Below are 18,059 nucleotides of genomic sequence, written 5' to 3' on the forward strand. Positions count from 1 at the left end.
CATGTAAATCCGATCCCGCTGAGGGCCGGCGCGCTCAAGTCGGCCTGCTCAGGTCGGCCTGCTCACGTCGGCGTACCGACCTCGTCCCAATCCTGCTCGTCGAAACGCAGCAGCCAGTTCAGCGCGTAGTGACGCTCGTAGACCACGCTGGGATGCAGGCCGATCGGCGCCGCCTTGTCGTCCAGGCGCGCCTGGCGCACCAGCCAGTGGCGGCGGTAAGTCGCGTCGAGCGCGTCGAGCAGTTCCGGCAGCGGGCGCAGGCGCGCGGCGGCGATGGCGGCTTCGTCGGCGTGATCGATGGCGACGCGCGCGACCCGCGCGGCGTCGCAGATCGCGGTCGGCGCCGGCAGCGCGTCGCTCAGGCCCAGCGCCCATTGCAGCAAGGCCGCGCTTTCGTAGCGCCAGCCCTGGTTGGCCCAGGTTTCCTCGTCGGGTTGGTCCAGGGCGATGAAGGAGCGTTCGGCCGGCGTCAGCGCGGCGACGCCGGGGCCGAGCTTGGCGCGGATTTCCTCGACCGACAGCGGTTGCGAACTCAGCGATTCGGCGCGCACCGCGACCGCGCACAGCGCCAGCATGCGGCGCATGGTTTCCTCCGCCTCGCGCAGGCGCACTTCACCGGCGCCGAGCACCGGCGGCAGATGCGCGGGCGGCGCCGCGCCGAGCTGGCGCAGTTCGGCCTCGCTGCGGCCTTTGCGTTCGCGCGCGTCCGGCGGATACGGCAGCGCCGCGTCGGCCTCCACCGGCGGCTCGCCGCGGCTCACCAGGACGTTGCCGGCGGCGTCGCGCACGCTGCCGTCGGGCAGGAAGCACAGCACGTTGGCGTGTTCGCCCCAGGCGGCGAGCGCGTCGTAATCGCGCTCCTCGACCTCGAACGAAAACTGGGTCTGCACCCGCTGCAAATGCCGCAACACGCCGAAGGTGCGCGCGTCCATGCCCTCGGCGACCGTGCTCATCACGTAACCGACGAAGCCTTGCAGGTGCGGCACCAGTTCGGGATCGTTGCGGTCGCGGCGCGCGGGCGGCTGGGCCAGGAACGGCGGCGGCGGCGGCGCGGCGAGCGTGGAATAGGCGTTGATCAGCAGGGGCATGGGCGGGGGCCCTTCGGGGGATTCGGACGCCAGCCTAGCGGTTTCGTGCGACGCGGTCGCGTGGCGCGATGCGGCTCGGGTGTGACGGCGCGGGCAGAAATCCGTCCGCGCGCATCAGCCGCGGCCGCGGCGATGGATAGCGGTGCCCGTCGTTCGCCAACGGCGGCGGCGAGTTCCGGCGAAACCCAAGCTGCGAGGAAACGCGGCTGCGAGAAGCGAGAAGCGCGCGACGCGACCTCGAACTTCGCGACTCGCGAACGGCGACGGGAAAACACGGCGAGCCACGCCGAACGCAGCCGGTCCGACGCCCCTCGACGGCGCCCGCCCGGGCGCCCTGCCCTCAACCTTCTTCGAGCAAGGCCTTGATCGCCGCGAACCCCGCCAGCGACCGCTCGCGCTTGCGCTCGGCGTCGGCCACCGGGTCGGCGCCGTCGCGCTGCATCTCGTCCGCCGGCAGTTCGTCGATGAAGCGGCTGGGCTTGAGCCGGATGCGCTCGCCCCAGCGCTGGGTTTCGCGCGAATGCGACAGGTACAGCTGCTCCTTGGCGCGGGTGATGCCCACGTACATGAGCCGCCGCTCTTCGTCCAGGCGCCCTTCGTCGAGGCTGGCGTCGTGCGGCAGGTTGCCGTCCTCGACGCCGACGATGAACACGAAGCGGAACTCCAGGCCCTTGGCCGCGTGCAGGCTCATCAGCCGCACCTGATTGCCGGCCTCGCCCTTGTCGGCGTGCGACAGCAGCGCGAGCTGCGCGGCCAGTTCGCCCGGGCCCGAGCCGCGGCCGCCGTCGAACCAGCCCGACAGTTCCTGCAGGTTTTCCTTGCGCCGCTGATAGCTGGCTTCGTCCTTGCATTGCGCGCGGATCGAAGCGAGCAAGCCGCTGCGTTCGGCCAGCACCCCGACCAGTTCGCCCGGGCTGATGCGCTGGGCCTCGTCGCGCAGGAACCGCACGATGCCGACGAAGCCGTCGAGCGCGTTGCCGGCGCGCGGGGTCAGCTGCTTGATCGCGTGGATCGACTCGGCCATGCGCGACATCGGCAGCTGCGCGTGGCGCGCCATCTCCGCCAGTTTCGCCAGCGAGGTCGCGCCGACCTCGCGCTTGGGCGCGGTGACCGAGCGCAGGAACGCCGCGTCGTCGTCGGGATTGGCCACCAAGCGCAGCCACGCCAGCGCGTCCTTGACCTCGCCGCGTTCCAGGAACGCGGTGCCGCCGCTGAGGTGATACGGCACCCGCAGCAGCTGCAGCGCCTTTTCCAGCGCGCGGCTTTGGTGGTTGCCGCGGAACAGGATGCAGAAGTCGCTCCACGGCGCGTTGTGCTTCTGCTGCTGGAAGTGGATCTCGGCGGCGACCTTCTCCGCCTCGTGCGCGCTGTCGCGGCATTCCCACACCCGGATGCGCTCGCCGTCGGCCTGATCGCTCCACAGCGTCTTGGGATGCTCGTGCGGGTTGTTGGCGATCAGCGCGTTGGCCGCGCGCAACACGCGATTGCTGCAGCGGTAGTTCTGTTCGAGCTTGACGATCTCCAGCGACGGATAGTCCTTGCCCAGCTCGAGCAGGTTGTCCGGGTTGGCGCCGCGCCACGCATAGATCGACTGGTCGTCGTCGCCCACGCAGGTGAACAGGCCGCGCGGGCCGGCCAGCGCCTTGAGCAAGCGGTACTGCGCGTCGTTGGTGTCCTGGCACTCGTCCACCAGCAGGTAGCCGATGCGCTCGCGCCAAGCCTGCTGCGCGTCGTGGTCGGCTTCCAGCAACTGCACCGGCAGCCGGATCAAGTCGTCGAAATCGACCGCGTTGAAGGTGCTCAGGCGCTTTTGGTACAGCTCGTACAGCGTCGCCGCCTCGATCTCGCGCGGACTGCGCGATTCGGCCAGCGCCTGTTCCGGCGACAGGCCCGCGTTCTTCGCCCGCGAGATCAGGTTGCGCATGTCGTCGAGCACGTCGGGCTTGGTGCCGGCCGGCAGCAAGTCCTTGATCTGGGCGTTGCTGTCGTCGCTGTCGAACACGCTGAAGCCGCGGCGCAGGCCGAGCTTGGCGTGTTCGATCTGCAGGAATTTCAGCCCCAGCGCGTGGAAGGTGCAGATGGTCAATCCGTCGGCCGCGTCGCCGCGGATGCGCTTGGCGACGCGCTCGCGCATTTCCTTGGCCGACTTGTTGGTGAAGGTGATCGCGGCGATGCGCTTGGCCGGCATGCGGCCGGAGGCGATCAGGTGGGCGATCTTCTCCACGATCACGCGGGTCTTGCCGCTGCCCGCGCCGGCGAGCACGAGCAAGGGGCCTTCGGTGTGAAGGACGGCGGCGCGTTGGGGGGGATTGAGACCGTGCATGGGACGCCAGATCGCCGGCGAGGGCCGGACCGGCCGGATAGTCTAACCGCCGCGCCCGCGGCGGCGCGGCTGCGGTAGGCTGGCCGCTCGCGGGCCCGCCGCCGGGCCGCCGGAGCCGGCCATGCCACGCGCTTTCGCCCTGTCGTTCGCCCTCGCTGCGCTGACCTCCGCGGCCGCGACGGCGGCGCCGCCCGTCGCAACGCCGGCCGAGCCGACGCCGGAACAGCAAGCGGTGGCCGAGACCGATCGCTCCACCCTGCGCGACTTCGAAAGCCGCCGCCGCCTCGCCGCCGGCCATCCCAACGAGCTATACCGCCTCTACGGCGCCGAAGCCGCCGGCCAGGGCCGCTGGCGCGACGCCGCCGCGCAGTTCCGCATCGCCGCGCGCTATGCCGACAAGTATTCGCAGCACCGGCTGAGCCTGATCTATTGGCACGGCCTGGGCCAACCGGCCGACCGCGCCCGGGCCTACGCCTGGGCCGATCTGGCCGCCGAGCGGCGTTATCCCCAATTCCTGCTGCTGCGCGAAAAGATGTGGCTGGAACTGAGCGAGGCCGAACGCGAGCGCGCGCTGCGCGAGGGCCGCGCCTTGTACGACGAATTCGGCGACGCCGCGGCCAAGCCGCGCTTCGAGCGCGCATTGGCGCGGGCGCGCGGGCAAGTCACCGGCAGCCGCACCGGCGCCACCGTCGACCGGGTGCAGGTCGGCGCTTCGCTCGGCGGCGCCTCGCCGTTCGACGGCGGCGATGCGATCGATCTGCGCCCGATGTACGCGCAGTGGCGCCTGGACCCGCGCCGCTATTGGGCGGTGGAAGACGCGATCTGGCAAAACGGCAGCGTCGAAGTCGGCGCGCCGCAGCCCCTGAACGGCCCGCCGCAACCGTAAGCGCGGCACCGCGACGGCGCGCGGCGGCCAGCGTCAAGTCTGTAGCCGCGCCGCCGCTCGCCCTACACTGGCGGCATGGCCAAGCTCTATTTCTATTATTCGGCGATGAACGCCGGCAAGACCACGACCCTGCTGCAGTCGGCGCACAACTACCGCGAGCGCGGCATGCGCACCGCGATCCTGACCCCGCGCCTGGACCACCGCGCCGGCACCGGCGTGGTCGCCTCGCGCATCGGCCTGCGCGCCGAAGGCGAGGCGTTCGAGCGCGATCAAGACCTGGAAGCGCTGATCCGCGCCGACATCGCCGCGCGCGGCGCGCTGCATTGCGTGCTGGTGGACGAGGCGCAATTCCTCAGCCGCGCCCAAGTCTGGCAGCTCAGCGAAGTGGTCGACGACCTGCGCATCCCCGTGCTGTGCTACGGCCTGCGCACGGATTTCCGCGGCGAATTGTTCGAAGGCAGCCAGTATCTGCTGGCGTGGGCGGACGAGCTCACCGAGATCAAGACCATCTGCCACAGCGGCAAGAAGGCGACGATGACCGTGCGCGTGGACGAAGCCGGGCGCGCCGTGCACGACGGCCCGCAGGTGGAGATCGGCGGCAACGACCGCTACATCTCGGTGTCGCGCAAGGAGTACAAGAAGGTGATGCGCGGGGAAGGGACGATCGAGCCGTTGCAGCAGCCGTTGCCGCTGCCCAAATGAATCGATAGCTCTTGTAGGAGCGGCGCGAGCCGCGACCCACCGAAGAGACGATCGAAAGCGCTATCGCCGAAGCCCGGACCATCGGCCGCCCGGACAGATCGCACCGATGGTCCGGTCTTCGGCTATGGCGCTCGCGTACACCGCGTTGGTTGGTCGCGGCTCGCGCCGCTCCTACAGGGGCTTCGGATCGATCACCACTCTTGCTCGAGCGCGGCGCGGAAGAACTCGTCCAATTCGTCGCCGTCGCCGCTGCCCGGCTTGAGCTGCGGCGGCTGCGCCTGCATCCGCTCCAATTCCGCGGCGAGAAAATCGCTCAGCGCCGGCACCCGCGGCCCGGCTTCGACTTCCGCGCTGCGGCGCTTGCGCACCAGCAAGTCTTCGATCGCCTCGCGCACCGGGCCGTCCGGCAACAAGCGATCCAGCAACAACTCGAACGCCATCGGCGGCGCGCTGTCCTCGCGTTCGATCCACTGACAGGCCAGCACCGGCCGCAACACGTACAGATACTTCTTGGTGCGGATGCTGTCGCCGCCCAGATGCGAGCGGAAGGTGCCGCGCGCCAGGCTCAGATAGTGGTGCCAGGCCGCGACCGGCGAATAGAAGCGTTCGGCCAGCCGATGCAGCTGCGCGGCCATCGCCTCGTCCTGCCGGTACACGATCGGCGAGCGCAGCCACTCCAACAAGGTCGGATTCGACTTGGATACCAGCCGCAACGCCTTGCGCAGATCCCAGCCGGCGACATCCAGGTCCGACTCGATCGGCAGCTCGATCACATCGCGCTGCGGCTCGCCGGGTCCGGTGCGCTCGTTGACCGTGAGGTACCACGGCCGCCGATGCACGTAGACGAAGCGCGCGTCGTAATCGCTGTCGGGCGAGGAAAACCCCCAGCCGCGGCTGCCGGATTCGCAGGCGTAGAGCACGCGCACGTCGTGGTCGCGCTCGATCTTGGCCAGCGCATCGAGCACGGCGCGGCGCTTGTCCTCGGCGATGGGATGGATCTCGTGCAGGCGGGACGGCTCGGTCATGACGGCGAAGGCGGCGGTGCGGGCCGACGAGTGTACCCGCCGCGCCGGCTTCATCCTGCCCTCACCGGAGCGCGCCACTGTCGTATCGTTGCCCGACCATCCCGCGCGCCGCCGCCCATGCCGACGATCCAGACCGAACGCCTGACCCTCCGCGAGCTCGCCGCCGGCGACGCCGGCTTCATTCTCGAACTGCTCAACGAACCCGGCTTCCTCGGCGGCATCGGCGACCGCGGCGTGCGCGACCTCGACGGCGCGCTGCGCTACATCCAGGACGGCCCCGCCGCCAGCTACGCGCGCCACGGCTACGGCCTGTGGCGGGTGGAACTGCGCGACGGCGGCGAACCTATCGGCATCTGCGGCCTGCTGCGCCGCGACACCCTGCCCGAGCCCGACCTCGGCTACGCCTTCCTGCAGCGCCATTGGCAGCGCGGCTACGCGGTCGAGGCCGGCGAAGCGGTGCTGCGCTACGCCCGCGACGCGCTGGCGCTGCCGCAGGTGCTGGCGATCGTCAGCCCGGGCAACGCCGCCTCGATCAAGGTGCTCGAACGCCTCGGCATGCACGCGCAGGGCACGATCCGGCTCGCCAGCGAAAACCGCGACGTGCGCTTGTTCGCGACCGTCGCGGCGGAAACCTCCGAGGCATGATCCGCGCGCTCGCTCTGACCGCCGCGCTGGCGTTGTGCGCGGCCTGCGCGCGCGCCGCGCCGCCGCCGGTGCGCGAGGGCGACGTGATCTTCCACACCTCGCGCTCGGCGCAAAGTCTGGCGATCCAGCGCGCCACCGGCTCGCGCTACAGCCACATGGGCGTGGTGCTGTTCCGCGACGGCCAACCGTACGTGTTCGAGGCGGTCGAACCGGTGCGCTACACGCCGCTGGCCGAGTGGATCGCGCGCGGCGAGGGCGGGCATTACGTGCTCAAGCGGCTGCGCGCGCCGCCGAATCCGGCGCAAGTGCGGCGTCTGCATGCGCAGGCCGAGTCGCTGCGCGGCAAGCACTACGACCTCGCCTTCGGTTGGTCCGACGACCGTATCTATTGCAGCGAGCTGGTCTACAAACTGTTCGACCGCGCGATGGGCGTGCGCATCGGCCGCGTACAGCGCCTGCGCGAGTTCGAGCTCGACGATCCGGCGGTCGAGGCCAAGCTGCGCGAACGCTACGGCGCGCGCGTGCCGCTCGACGAACCGGTGGTGTCGCCGGCGGCGATGTTCGACTCGCCCTTGCTGGAAACCGCCGCCTCGGGCTGAAGCTTGGCCCCGCGCAGGCGCGCGGCGCCGTCGGCCAGTTCGGTCCAGACCACGTAGGCGGCGCCATCGCCGAGCGCGAGTTGCGGGAAGCCAGTGCCGCGGCCGCGGCCTTGCAGCCGCGCCACTTCGATCCGTTGCAATTCGCGCGACAAGTCCGGCGTCAGGCGCGCCAGCCACAGCGTCTGCCCTTGCTGGTCCTCGCGCAGCCACAGCACCCAGGCCGCGTCCTCGCCGAGCGCGGCCTCGACCCGGCCTTGCACCGGTTCGCCGCGATCCAACACCACCGGCGCGCCGAAGTTCGCGCCGGCATCGTCGCTGCGCGCGACCTGCACCTGCGATTCGCCGCCGGCCGCGGTGTACCACGCCACCACCGCGGCCTCGGAGCGCGCCGCCACCGACGGGCCGTTGACCGGACACGCCGGCATCGTCCAACGGTCGGCGTGCACGTGGCGCGGTTCGCTCCAACCCGCGGCCTCGCGGCGGGTCGCGGCGATATCGCGGATTTCCTGCGCGTCGCGGTCGCGATAGACCAGCAGCGGGCCGCGCGCGGTGAGCGCGGCGTCGGTCTGGCAGCAATCGCAGGTCATCGCGTCGATTTCGGTGTCGAGCGAGCGCGCCAGCGCCGCGTCGAAACGCGCCGCGCGCAGGCTCATCGCGCCGCGATGGCCGGCGTGGCCCTCGCCTTCGCCGCCGCCGGTGTGGCGGCCGTCCAACCAAGCGACGCCGATCCCGTCCGCGCCGTCGGGCCACAGCGACACGAAGCCGTGTTCGCTGGCGACGCCGTCGTCGTTGACCTTGACCGGCTTCGACCACGTCGCGCCGCCGTCGCCGGAGCGGCTCAGCGCGACGTCGTAGGCATAGGTCGACGGCGCGGATTTTTGCAGCCAATGCGCCCACAGCGCGCCGTCGGCGCTCAGCGCGATGTGCGGCGTGTCCGCCCAGTTGACGAACCAGTCCTTGCCCGCGGCGATGGTGCGCGGCGCATCCCAAGCGCCGTCGCGGCCGGCGCGTGCGAACTTCAGCGCGTGTCCGCCGCGCGCGCCGGGCTCGATCCACGACAGCAGCCAGCCGCCGTCGGGCGCGGCGATCAGATCCGGCTGCGCGGCCGCGCCGGTCGTCGGCAGCGGCCAGTCGGACACGCGCCATTGCGGCGCGGGTGCGGGCGCGGCTTCGGTCTTGGCTACGGCCGGCGCGGCGGCGGGCGGCGACGCCGGCTGGCAGCCGGCCGCGGCCAAGGCGAGCGCGCACAGCAGCGGCGCATACGGAATCGTCGGGCGCATGGTCGGGGCCGGATCGGAACGGAGCCTCATTGTGCGGACGCCGCCGGCCCCGCGGTCAAGCGCCGCGGCGCCAGATCAGGCAGCGGTTGTTGGCCGGCATCGCGACATCGTCCAGCAAGCGCAGGCCGATGCCGGCGGCGAGCGCATTCACCGCCTCGAAATCGCGGATGCCCGAGGCCGGGTCGCGCGCCTTCAACCAAGCGTCGAACTCGCGATTGCTGTCGCTGGTGTAGCGGCCGCCGTAGTTGAACGGCCCGTACACCGCCACGACCGCGTCGTCGCTCAGCACCGTCGCCAAGCCGGCGAAGAACGCCTCGACCTGCGGCCCGCCCATGATGTGCAAGGTGTTGGCGCTGAACACCGCATCGAAACCGCGCGGCAGGCCGTCCTCGCCGCGCGGCAACGGCGGCGGCAGGGCGAAACCGGGCGCGGGGTCGACGATCGCCTGCAATTCCAGCGGCGGCGGCGTGTTCGCCAAGGCCGCGTCGTCCAGCCACGCGCGAATGCCCGGCAGGTACGCCGCGCCGTCGGAACATTGCCAACGCAGCCACGGCATCGCCGCGGCGAAATGCACGGCGTGCTGGCCGGTGCCGCTGCCGATCTCCAACACGTGGCGGCGGCCGGCGAACGCGTCGCGCAGGACCGCGAGGATCGGGTCGCGGTTGCGGTCGCAGGAGGGCGAGTACGGTCGTTCGGTCATGGCGTGCGCGGGTTGCGGGACGCGCACACGCTAGCAGAGCGCCCGCGCGGACGCCGCGCCGCGGGCCGCACTTGCGGCCGCGGCTCGCCTCAGTCCGCGCCCAGGGCCGCGAACGCCAAGCCCGACACCACGCCCAGCGACGGATCGCCCGCGACCAGCTGCGCGTCCGGGAAGCAGCGCTGCGCCGCCTCGCGCACGTACGGCGCGCGCGACATGCCGCCGGTGAGGAACACCACCTGCGGCGGTTCGCCGATCTGCGCCGCGACTTCGCCGAGCAGTTCGGTCAGGAAGCCGAGGAAGCCCTCGGCCGCCGCCGACAGATCCGGCGCGACCACGTCCTGGGTCAGCCCGGTTTCGATGTAGTCGAGCACCGCGCGATTGCTCTCGCGCGAGCTCAGTTCGATCTTCGCCGCTTCCACCGCGCGGCTCAGGCGCGTGGTGTTGCCGGTGTCCTGCAACGCGATCAGGCGCGCGCCGAACGGCTCGGGCACTTCGCGATACGCGTCGCGGCGCTGGAAATCGCGCTGGCGGATCACGTCGTGCACGGTCGCCGCCTCGACGAAATGGTGCGCCGGCACGCGCGTGGCGCCCTTGCCGAACAGCGGCATGAAGCGCGACAGGCTCAGCGCCAGATCGACGTCGACGCCGCCGCGGGCGATGCCCCACGAGCCCAGCACTTGCGGCGGCTGCGCACCGCCGACTTCGGCCAGGGTGATGTCGCTGGTGCCGCCGCCGATGTCCACCACCAGCGCGCGGTGGCGCTGCGCGCTCTGGGCATGGTGACCGAGCGCCGCGGCCACGGGCTCTTCGAGAAAGTCGACTTCGTCGAACCCGGCGCCGAGCGCGGCTTCGCGCAGAATCTCCAAGGCTTGATCGCCGCCGGCCGCGCCCATCGAGCTGCGGAACTGCACCGGCCGCCCCAGCACCGCCGCGCGCACGTTGGCGCCGAACTGCTGGCTCGCGCTCAGGCGGATGTGTTCGAGGATGTAGCCGGCGATGCCGACGATGGTCTGGCGCACGTGCGGCGCCAGCTGATAGCCGAGCATCGACTTGGGCGACTGCACCAGATTGCCGAAACCCTCGGCCAGATACGCCTCGACCGCCTCCTCGCCGTACACCGCGTTCTGCAGCGACGCGGCCGAGGCGCGCGCTTCGCGCACCTGAGCCTCCAGCCACTGCCGGCGCACCGCGCGCACCGCGTCGCGGCGCAGCTCGGCCTCGCTGCGGCGAACCTGCCCGGCGTTGCGGTTCTGCTCGGCGCGCGCGCTGCGCACCAGCGAGTCGACCTCGGCCTCCATCGCGTCGTCGAGCTCGAACTTGTCCGGGTCGGGCACGGCCTCGGGGAAATACACCGTGGTGCGGAACTGGCGTTCCTCGCCGAAACGCACGGTGCGCACCTGACCGTCGATGACGGCGGCGGCGGCCGAGTAGCTGGTGCCGAAATCGATGCCGATCTTCATGGGGAGCGGGGAAATTCGCGGCGCGCAAGAATACAGGGCGCCGGGGCAGCGTGAGTGAACCGATGGCGTCGCCGGATGCCGGCGGCGGCGGAGGGGCGCCGAAGCCCGGATTTCGCGGATCGCGGACCGCAGCGCCGGCGGCGCCGATGCCCTGCGAACAGAATCGGCAAACTACTAGCGCGCCGCGCGCAGCCGTTCGCGCAGCGATTGCAGATCGGCGGGCGCCAGATCGCCCAGCGGCAGGGTCATGAACTGCGCGGGGGCGGTGAACAGCATCCAGTAGCCGGGCCGCTCCCACACCTCCTGAAACGCCGACCACGGCAGGCGTCCCGCGCCCAGCCCGGATTCGACCGCCAGGCCGTCCTCGCCGAAGCTAAACCGCGCCTGTGGCGTCGGCATCGCCCGCAGACGGCCGAGCGAATTGCGCGAATGCACCCACCAGGTCACGGCCAGGATCAGCGGCGGCAGCGCCACCGCGACCGCCAGCACGCCGACCAGCCAGTCGCGTTCGCCGCGGGCGAGCAGAAACAGCAGATATGCCAGCAACGCGGCGGCGGCCAGCCACAAACCCTTCTGCTGCGCGATCACGCGCCGCCAGACGAAGGTCCGCACCGCGTCGCGCACCATCGCTTCGGTGAACACCGCTTGGTGCTCGATCTGCGTCCCGCTCACTGCGCGCTCCCGTTCGCAACGCCTTGGCGCGGACTGGAATCGCGCCGCGCTCGCCACGGGATCGTCTCACACGCTGAGACCCCAGTCGCGTACAACGAGACGACGCCCCGTCCGGCCCCGCCATGTCCGCTCTCATCGACCCCGCGCACCACGATCTCGTCCCCGCCCACCCCAACGCGCGCAAGGCCGAGGGCGAGGACGCGCCGCTGCCGGCGCGCCACGGCGCCGCCCTGGCCCAGCGCCTGCAGCGGCGGTACCGCGACCGCATCACCGGGCATTTCACGATTCCCGGCCGCGAAGGCCGCTACGCGCCGCTGCCGGAGGATTTGCCCGAACCGCTGAAAGCCGCGCTGCGCGCGCGCGGCATCGACCAGCTCTACAGCCATCAGGCCGAGGCGTGGCAGGCCGCGCAGGCCGGCGAGCACGTCGCCGTGGTCACGCCCACCGCCTCGGGCAAATCGCTGTGCTACACCCTGCCGGTGGTCAGCGCGGCGATGACCTCGGGCGCGAAGGCGCTGTATCTGTTTCCGACCAAGGCGCTGGCGCAGGATCAGGTGGCCGAGCTGCTGGAGCTCAACCGCGCCGGCGATCTCGGGGTCAAGGCCTTCACCTTCGACGGCGACACGCCCGGCGACGCGCGCCAGGCGATCCGCTTGCACGGCGACATCGTCGTGTCCAACCCGGACATGCTGCATCAGGCGATCCTGCCGCACCACACCAAGTGGGCGCAGTTCTTCGAGAACCTGCGCTATGTGGTGATCGACGAAGTGCATACCTATCGCGGCGTGTTCGGCAGCCACGTCGCCGGCGTGCTGCGCCGGCTCAAGCGCATCTGCGCGTTCTACGGCGTGCGTCCGCAGTTCATCCTGTGCTCGGCCACCATCGGCAATCCGCAGGCGCACGCCGAGGCGCTGATCGAACAGCCGGTGCGCGCGATCCTCGACTCCGGCGCGCCGACCGGCGACAAGCACGTGCTGCTGTGGAACCCGCCGGTGATCAACGCCGACCTCGGCCTGCGCGCTTCGGCGCGTTCGCAGAGCAACCGCATCGCCCGCATCGCGATCAAGGCCGGGCTCAAGACCCTGGTGTTCGCGCAGACGCGGCTGATGGTCGAGGTGCTGACCAAGTACCTCAAGGACGTGTTCGATTCCGATCCGCGCAAGCCCGCGCGCATCCGCGCCTACCGCGGCGGCTATCTGCCGAGCGAGCGGCGCGAGGCCGAGCGGGCGATGCGCGACGGCCGCATCGACGGCATCGTCGCGACCTCGGCGCTGGAACTCGGCGTGGACATCGGCAGCCTCGACGTGGTCGTGCTCAACGGCTATCCGGGTTCGGTCGCGGCGACGTGGCAGCGCTTCGGCCGCGCCGGGCGGCGCCGGCAGCCTTCGTTGGGGGTGATGGTCGCCAGCTCGCAGCCGCTGGACCAGTACGTGGTGCGGCATCCTGATTTCTTCGCCGATGCCACGCCCGAACACGCGCGCATCGCGCCGGACCAGCCGCTGATCCTGTTCGACCACATCCGCTGCGCCGCGTTCGAGCTGCCGTTCCAACAGGGCGAGCCGTTCGGCCCGGTCGATCCCGAAATGTTCCTGGAAGCCTTGGCCGAAACCGGCGTGGTCCATCGCGAAGGCGAGCGCTGGGAGTGGATCGCCGACAGTTATCCGGCCAACGCGGTGAGCCTGCGCTCGGTCGCCGACGGCAATTTCGTCGTGGTCGACCGCAGCGACGGGCGCCAGACCATCATCGCCGAGGTCGATTACTCGGCCGCGGCGCTGACTTTGTACGAAGGCGCGATCCACATGATCCAGTCGGTGCCGTACCAAGTGGAGCGGCTGGATTGGGACGGCCGCAAGGCTTACGTCACCCGCACCCACGTCGATTACTACACCGACTCGATCGACTACACCAAGCTCAAGGTGCTCGAGCGCTTCGACGGCGGCGAGGCCGGGCGCGGCGACAGCCACCACGGCGAGGTGCACGTGGTGCGACGCGTGGCCGGCTACAAGAAGATCCGTTACTACACCCACGAGAGCATCGGCTACGGGCCGGTCAATCTGCCCGATCAGGAACTGCATACCACGGCGCTGTGGTGGCAGTTGCCGCAGGGCGTGCTGCTGTCGCGCTTCGCCTCGCGCCAGGACGCGCTCGACGGGTTTCTCGGCGCCGCGCACGCGCTGCACATCGTCGCCACGGTGGCGGTGATGGCCGATGCGCGCGACTTGCAGAAGTCGGTCGGCAACGGCGACGGCGCGTGGTTCGCGACGCAGGACAAGGACGGGCGCGGGCAGATCCGCGCCGGCGACGGCGGCGGCGAAGGCAACGCCGCGATGGCGCTGGTCGGCGAAGTGCAGCAGTTCGTGCCGACCGTGTACCTGTACGACAACTTCCCCGGCGGCGTCGGGCTCAGCGAGCCTTTGTGGCAACGTCAGGCCGAGTTGGTGTTGCGCGCGCGCGAGTTGGTCGAAGGCTGCGATTGCCGCGCCGGCTGCCCGGCCTGCGTCGGCCCGGTGCTGGCCAGCGACGAGGAAGGCGACGGCGCCATGCCGCGCACGCTGGCGCTGAAGGTGCTGCGCCTGCTCGAGGACGCCGAGGCGTGAGCTTGAATCTGGCCAAGCTGCGCGCGCTGCAGAAGCAGGCGGGGCGCAGCGAACCGGCGGCGGCGCGCGATGCGGCGCCGGTGGCGTTGCCGATCGCGCACGACGAACTGGCCGATGCGGTGAGAGCGGCCGCGCCGGCGGCCGCCGCAGCGCCGCCCGCGCGCGGCGACAACGCGGCGGCGAACGCACGCAGCAGCGCCGACGCGATCTTCGGCCCTGAGGGCCTCGCGTCGTCGCCGAGCCGCCCGCAGCGCACCGACCTCGACGCGTTGCGCCGCATGATCGCCTTGCGCGAGCGCAAGCCCGCGCCCGCCGCGAACGCACCGCGCGCAGCGGACGCGCTCGCGCGCAACGACGCGACCCGCCCGCGCCTGCCCGAACGCGCGACCGGCGCCGAGCCCGCGCGCAGCGTCCGCGCCCTGCCCGTCGACCGCTCCCTGCCCGGCGAAGAGATCGCCCCCGGCCTGCACCTGATCCAGGCCCACCTGCCGCTGCCCGGCCCGCGCGAGGCGCTGTCGCTGGCCTTCGCCAAGCGCTGGGACGAACAGGTCGATCCGCGCAGCTTGCTGTTCTTCGACACCGAAACCACGGGGCTCGCCGGCGGCACCGGCACCCGCGCCTTCATGATCGGCGCGGCCGATTGGCACGACGACCCCGTGCACGGCGACGGCCTGCGCATCCGCCAGCTGATGATCTCCACGCTCTCGGCCGAAAGCGCGATGCTGCGCGAATTCGCGCGCTGGCTGCGCGCGGACACGGTGCTGTCGAGCTACAACGGCCGCTGTTACGACGCGCCGCTGCTCAACACCCGCTACCGCTTGGCGCGCATCGCCAATCCGCTGGCCGGGCTCGATCATGTCGACCTGCTGTTTCCGACGCGCCGGCTGTACCGCGGCGTGTGGGAAAACTGCAAGCTCGCGACGATGGAACGCGAACTGTTGCGGATCGTGCGCGAGGACGACCTGCCCGGTTCGCAGGCACCGGCGGCGTGGCTGCACTTCCTGCGCGGCGGCGCCTCGGCGCTGCTGCGGCGCGTGGCGGCGCACAACCATCAGGACGTGGTCACGCTCGCGCAACTGATGCTGCGGCTGGTGCAGGCGCAAGCGCAGGCCGATGCGGAGGCGATGCAAGATTGAGCGCGCGGCGCGTTCGTGGCGAAAGCGAACGGCGCATCGGTCCGAAGCGGTCTCGCTCCGCAGGTGCCGATTCCGATACGAACGAACCGCGCACCCGCCGCCGCGTCGCTGACCGCGGCTTGAACGCGCGCAACGAAGCTTGCATCGCGCTCGTATAGACTCGCCCTGCCTCGCGGGAACGGCTCGGTCGCGAGGAACCGCGCGCCGCGCCAGACATGGCCTTCGCGCCGCGCCGTTCCCCGCAACGCCGGCCTTCATGCGCCGAACACGCCGCCGGGCCCAGGCTCGCGGCACTCCCGTCCATGCCTCACGCAGGAGCCACGCCATGTCCTCCCCGATCTCTCTCCGCCTCGCCCTGCCGGTCGCCGCGCTCGGCCTGATGCTGTCGGCTTGCGCCACCCCGATCCCGCCGACCAACGTCGGCCAGACCTGCAACGCCGAAGCCGCGCGCTGGGCCATCGGCCGCGCGCCCGACGCCGCCACGGTCGAGCGCATCCGCACCGAAACCCACAGCCGCGATTCGCGCGTGCTGACCCCGGGTTCGGCCGCGACCATGGATTACCGCCAAGACCGCATCAACATCGACGTCAACGACCGCGGCGCGATCACCGGCCTGCGCTGCGGCTGATAACGCATCCAGGCTCGCCGCGAGCCTCCGGCAGGAAGGCCTCAGGGCCCGATGCGTTTCGTGTCGCTCTAATCGAAACGCATCGGGCCCTGAGGCCTTCCCGCGGCGATCTATCTATCTCGACCGCCCATCTCAGCCTTAGAAACCGCGTACTCGCCCGATAGCGCGAGTGCGCGGAGGGAGGGCCTTGGGACCCGAGGCGTTTCGATTAGAGCGACACGAAACGCCTCGGGTCCCAAGGCCCTCCTGCGCGATTGCCTCGCACTGTGCGCACAGTCGCGGATCGGCTATCGCGGCCTGGGGCGTTAATCCGCGACACAGCCGTCCCGGCGCAGGCTCGGCCGATCGCGCGCGCCGCGCGCATCGCGAAGGAGTCCGTCATGTCCGCACCGACCGTCGCCGCCCGTCGCTTCCTGCCCGCCCTGTGCCTGGCCGGCGCCTTGCCGCTGGCGATGAGCGCCTGCGCAAGCTCGCGCCCGGCCGCCGAAATGGCTAGTTCGGCCGAACAAGCCAGCGCCGCCGGCCAAACCGTCGCCGAACCCGCGGCGCCCGCGCAACCCGCACCGCTGCCGCCACGGCCGAGCTGCAACGCCGACGCCGCCAAGGCCGCCGGCCTGATCGGCAAGACCGCCGACGCCGCCACCGTCGAACGCGCCCGCGCCGCCGCCGGCGGCCACACGGTGCGCGTGCTCAAGCCGGGGCAGATGATCACCAAGGAATACCTGGACGGGCGCGTCAACGTGCATGTGGACGAACGCAACGCCATCGTCGAGATCGGTTGCGGCTGACGACCGGACTCGACACCTCAGACGCGGCGCCGCGCGCGCAGTTCCGCGAGCGCGACGCGAACCTCGTTCTCGGAATGCCCGCGCCGGATCAGGAACTCCACCGCGCCGCTCAGCCGTCGCGGACGTTCGCCCGGGCCGTCCCAGCCCATCGCGTAGCCGCAGCCGAAACGCCACAACAACTCGACCTTGAGCCATTGCCGGCGGTCGCGCCGGGCCGGCGCCTTGAAGTCGTGGCCCAGCGCTTGCAACGTCTCGCCGCACTGCGGGCAGGCCGCGTCCTCACGTTTGCCCGAACGATGCTCGAACCGACCCAACGATGCGCTCCACACCCGCGCGCTCGCGCCTTCGGAGCCGCGCAAACGGTATTGCTTGCGGCAGGCGAAACAAACGAAGTGGTCTTTGTGCAATCCGATCAGATCGACTCGCCGGATCACCGTGCGAGGCGGACGCGTTCCTTTCATCGCTCGAGTTTCCTTATAGCGACGGCCGCGGGCGCCGCCCGCCCGCGCCGCTCATGCGCCGTCGAGGCCGGCTAGCCTACACTGCCGGCTCTTTCCGAGGAGTTCGCCATGCGCCGCAATCTTTGGCCGATCGCCGTCGTCGCGCTGATCGGCCTGTGGGCCTGGAACCAGTTCGGCCATCGCCCCCCGGCGACCGCCTCGGGCCCGGTCGCCGTCGCCGACGGCTCGCGCGCGCCGCGCAACCAGGGTGCGCGCGACGACGCGGCCTATCCCGCGTTCTTGCCGGGCGAAGCCCGCGACGTGCTGCGCCGCATCGCCGCCGGCGGTCCGTTCGAGCATCGCCAGGACGGCAGCGTCTTCCAGAACCGCGAGCGCCGCCTGCCGTCGCAACCGCGCGGTTACTACCGCGAGTACACGGTGGAGACGCCGGGCTCCGGCGATCGCGGCGCGCGCCGCATCGTCACCGGCGGCGATCCGCCGTCGGAGTACTACTACAGCGACGACCACTACCGCAGCTTCCGCCGTTTCGACCCGCCCGCCCAAGGAGCCGCGCGATGAGCGCCATCGACCCGCGCGCACTGCTCGCCGATCCGGCCCAGGCCGGCGCCTACTTCATCGACGCGCGCGACAGCCAGGCCCTGGCCGACGCCGCCGCCGAACTCGAATTCGCGCTGGCGCGGGTGGACTTCGCCGGCTGCCGCGACAAGGACGACGCGCTCGCCCGCATCGCCGCCGGCCTGCGTTTTCCCGACTGGTTCGGCGGCAATTGGGATGCGCTCGACGACAGCGTCAACGACTTGTCGTGGTGGCCCGCGCCGGGCTATCTGCTGCTGATCGAGCGCGCCGGCGCGTGGCAGGCGGCGAACGCCGACGACGCCGCGACCCTGGTCGAAATCCTCGGCGAGGCGGCGCGCGATTGGGCCAAGACGCGGGTGCCGTTCTGGGCGCTGTTGCCGCTGCCGGAGGCGGAGCTGGCGCAGATGGCGCCGTAGTCGCGCGACGGGCGGCACGCGGATTGCGCCGCGCCGCTGTCGAGTACGTCGCTCCCGCGGCGGGAATCCAAAGACTT

17 protein-coding genes and 1 pseudogene are annotated in these 18,059 nt (G+C 71.3%); 10 read left to right on the forward strand and 8 right to left on the reverse strand.

Annotated elements, in window-relative coordinates:
- Positions 1–62: 62 nt before the first annotated feature.
- Together J5226_RS03245 and J5226_RS03250 are read right to left on the reverse strand one after the other, a co-directional pair.
- Positions 63–1,088, reverse strand: coding sequence for a DUF4272 domain-containing protein (locus J5226_RS03245; RefSeq protein ID WP_215838430.1), 1,026 nt, complete (start codon positions 1,086–1,088; stop codon positions 63–65).
- A 340-nt stretch (positions 1,089–1,428) separates the two neighbouring features.
- Complete coding sequence (locus J5226_RS03250; protein WP_215838431.1) at positions 1,429–3,411, reverse strand: UvrD-helicase domain-containing protein; 1,983 nt, start codon at positions 3,409–3,411, stop codon at positions 1,429–1,431.
- 121 nt (positions 3,412–3,532) lie between these two features.
- On the opposite strand from J5226_RS03250, the gene J5226_RS03255 reads away from it, so the two are divergent.
- Both J5226_RS03255 and J5226_RS03260 read left to right on the forward strand, forming a co-directional pair.
- A complete protein-coding gene (locus J5226_RS03255; protein WP_215838432.1) occupies positions 3,533–4,297 on the forward strand; it encodes an SEL1-like repeat protein in 765 nt (254 codons plus the stop codon).
- A 75-nt stretch (positions 4,298–4,372) separates the two neighbouring features.
- Entirely contained in the window at positions 4,373–4,999 is a 627-nt protein-coding gene (locus tag J5226_RS03260) for a thymidine kinase (RefSeq protein WP_215838433.1), read from the forward strand.
- Between the two features lie 191 nt (positions 5,000–5,190).
- On the opposite strand, the gene J5226_RS03265 is transcribed toward J5226_RS03260, so the two are convergent.
- Positions 5,191–6,006 (reverse strand): nucleotidyltransferase domain-containing protein, encoded by an 816-nt coding sequence (locus J5226_RS03265; RefSeq protein ID WP_215840308.1) that lies wholly within the window; start codon positions 6,004–6,006, stop codon positions 5,191–5,193.
- A gap of 135 nt (positions 6,007–6,141) precedes the next feature.
- Between J5226_RS03265 and J5226_RS03270 the strand changes: the two genes are divergently transcribed.
- Positions 6,142–6,669: a GNAT family N-acetyltransferase gene (locus J5226_RS03270; RefSeq protein WP_215838434.1), complete on the forward strand. Its 528-nt coding sequence runs from the start codon at positions 6,142–6,144 to the stop codon at positions 6,667–6,669.
- A complete protein-coding gene (locus J5226_RS03275) occupies positions 6,666–7,268 on the forward strand; it encodes a YiiX family permuted papain-like enzyme (RefSeq protein ID WP_215838435.1) in 603 nt (200 codons plus the stop codon). Before J5226_RS03270 ends, J5226_RS03275 begins: the two co-directional genes overlap by 4 nt.
- Here the strand turns inward: J5226_RS03275 and J5226_RS03280 are convergent.
- The 4 genes from J5226_RS03280 to J5226_RS03295 all read right to left on the reverse strand — a co-directional run bounded on the left by J5226_RS03280 (position 7,178) and on the right by J5226_RS03295 (position 11,380).
- Positions 7,178–8,578 (reverse strand): sialidase family protein, encoded by a 1,401-nt coding sequence (locus tag J5226_RS03280; RefSeq protein WP_215838436.1) that lies wholly within the window; start codon positions 8,576–8,578, stop codon positions 7,178–7,180. The two genes, J5226_RS03275 and J5226_RS03280, sit on opposite strands and share 91 nt — an antisense overlap.
- Positions 8,579–8,603: 25 nt before the next feature.
- Positions 8,604–9,248, reverse strand: coding sequence for a DUF938 domain-containing protein (locus J5226_RS03285; RefSeq protein WP_215838437.1), 645 nt, complete (start codon positions 9,246–9,248; stop codon positions 8,604–8,606).
- 89 nt (positions 9,249–9,337) lie between these two features.
- Entirely contained in the window at positions 9,338–10,708 is a 1,371-nt protein-coding gene (locus J5226_RS03290; RefSeq protein WP_215838438.1) for an Hsp70 family protein, read from the reverse strand.
- A 174-nt stretch (positions 10,709–10,882) separates the two neighbouring features.
- Positions 10,883–11,380 (reverse strand): YcxB family protein, encoded by a 498-nt coding sequence (locus tag J5226_RS03295; RefSeq protein ID WP_215838439.1) that lies wholly within the window; start codon positions 11,378–11,380, stop codon positions 10,883–10,885.
- Positions 11,381–11,502: 122 nt separating this feature from the next.
- On the opposite strand from J5226_RS03295, the gene J5226_RS03300 reads away from it, so the two are divergent.
- The 4 genes and pseudogenes from J5226_RS03300 (at position 11,503) to J5226_RS03315 (ending at position 16,529) form a co-directional block, all read left to right on the forward strand.
- The gene (locus tag J5226_RS03300) at positions 11,503–13,977 is read left to right on the forward strand and encodes a DEAD/DEAH box helicase (RefSeq protein WP_215838440.1); all 2,475 of its coding nucleotides are present in this window, start codon (positions 11,503–11,505) and stop codon (positions 13,975–13,977) included.
- 131 nt (positions 13,978–14,108) lie between these two features.
- Positions 14,109–15,113 (forward strand): annotated as a pseudogene (locus J5226_RS03305) (ribonuclease H-like domain-containing protein); the annotation flags it as partial.
- Positions 15,114–15,438: 325 nt separating this feature from the next.
- Positions 15,439–15,741: an I78 family peptidase inhibitor gene (locus J5226_RS03310; protein WP_215838442.1), complete on the forward strand. Its 303-nt coding sequence runs from the start codon at positions 15,439–15,441 to the stop codon at positions 15,739–15,741.
- A 380-nt stretch (positions 15,742–16,121) separates the two neighbouring features.
- On the forward strand, positions 16,122–16,529 hold the full coding sequence (locus J5226_RS03315) for an I78 family peptidase inhibitor (protein WP_215838443.1): 408 nt from the start codon (positions 16,122–16,124) through the stop codon (positions 16,527–16,529).
- A gap of 17 nt (positions 16,530–16,546) precedes the next feature.
- Here J5226_RS03315 and J5226_RS03320 read toward each other — a convergent pair whose 3' ends face one another.
- Positions 16,547–16,990 carry a hypothetical protein gene (locus J5226_RS03320; RefSeq protein WP_215838444.1) on the reverse strand — a complete coding sequence of 148 codons (444 nt, stop codon included), beginning with the start codon at positions 16,988–16,990 and terminating at the stop codon, positions 16,547–16,549.
- 108 nt (positions 16,991–17,098) lie between these two features.
- On the opposite strand from J5226_RS03320, the gene J5226_RS03325 reads away from it, so the two are divergent.
- Positions 17,099–17,548 (forward strand): ribonuclease domain-containing protein, encoded by a 450-nt coding sequence (locus tag J5226_RS03325; RefSeq protein WP_215838445.1) that lies wholly within the window; start codon positions 17,099–17,101, stop codon positions 17,546–17,548.
- A complete protein-coding gene (locus J5226_RS03330) occupies positions 17,545–17,982 on the forward strand; it encodes a barstar family protein (RefSeq protein WP_215838446.1) in 438 nt (145 codons plus the stop codon). Before J5226_RS03325 ends, J5226_RS03330 begins: the two co-directional genes overlap by 4 nt.
- Positions 17,983–18,059 lie beyond the last annotated feature (77 nt).

Source organism: Lysobacter sp. K5869 (genome assembly GCF_018847975.1).
Classification (GTDB): domain Bacteria; phylum Pseudomonadota; class Gammaproteobacteria; order Xanthomonadales; family Xanthomonadaceae; genus Lysobacter.

Coding starts and splice junctions, on each gene's coding strand:
- J5226_RS03310 (WP_215838442.1), top strand. CDS start 15,439: ATGTCCTCCCCGATCTCTCTCCGCCTCGCCCTGCCGGTCGCCGCGCTC.
- J5226_RS03270 (WP_215838434.1), top strand. CDS start 6,142: ATGCCGACGATCCAGACCGAACGCCTGACCCTCCGCGAGCTCGCCGCC.
- J5226_RS03245 (WP_215838430.1), bottom strand. CDS start 1,088: ATGCCCCTGCTGATCAACGCCTATTCCACGCTCGCCGCGCCGCCGCCG.
- J5226_RS03290 (WP_215838438.1), bottom strand. CDS start 10,708: ATGAAGATCGGCATCGATTTCGGCACCAGCTACTCGGCCGCCGCCGCC.
- J5226_RS03285 (WP_215838437.1), bottom strand. CDS start 9,248: ATGACCGAACGACCGTACTCGCCCTCCTGCGACCGCAACCGCGACCCG.
- J5226_RS03260 (WP_215838433.1), top strand. CDS start 4,373: ATGGCCAAGCTCTATTTCTATTATTCGGCGATGAACGCCGGCAAGACC.
- J5226_RS03275 (WP_215838435.1), top strand. CDS start 6,666: ATGATCCGCGCGCTCGCTCTGACCGCCGCGCTGGCGTTGTGCGCGGCC.
- J5226_RS03300 (WP_215838440.1), top strand. CDS start 11,503: ATGTCCGCTCTCATCGACCCCGCGCACCACGATCTCGTCCCCGCCCAC.
- J5226_RS03255 (WP_215838432.1), top strand. CDS start 3,533: ATGCCACGCGCTTTCGCCCTGTCGTTCGCCCTCGCTGCGCTGACCTCC.
- J5226_RS03320 (WP_215838444.1), bottom strand. CDS start 16,990: ATGAAAGGAACGCGTCCGCCTCGCACGGTGATCCGGCGAGTCGATCTG.
- J5226_RS03315 (WP_215838443.1), top strand. CDS start 16,122: ATGTCCGCACCGACCGTCGCCGCCCGTCGCTTCCTGCCCGCCCTGTGC.
- J5226_RS03330 (WP_215838446.1), top strand. CDS start 17,545: ATGAGCGCCATCGACCCGCGCGCACTGCTCGCCGATCCGGCCCAGGCC.
- J5226_RS03280 (WP_215838436.1), bottom strand. CDS start 8,578: ATGAGGCTCCGTTCCGATCCGGCCCCGACCATGCGCCCGACGATTCCG.
- J5226_RS03325 (WP_215838445.1), top strand. CDS start 17,099: ATGCGCCGCAATCTTTGGCCGATCGCCGTCGTCGCGCTGATCGGCCTG.
- J5226_RS03250 (WP_215838431.1), bottom strand. CDS start 3,411: ATGCACGGTCTCAATCCCCCCCAACGCGCCGCCGTCCTTCACACCGAA.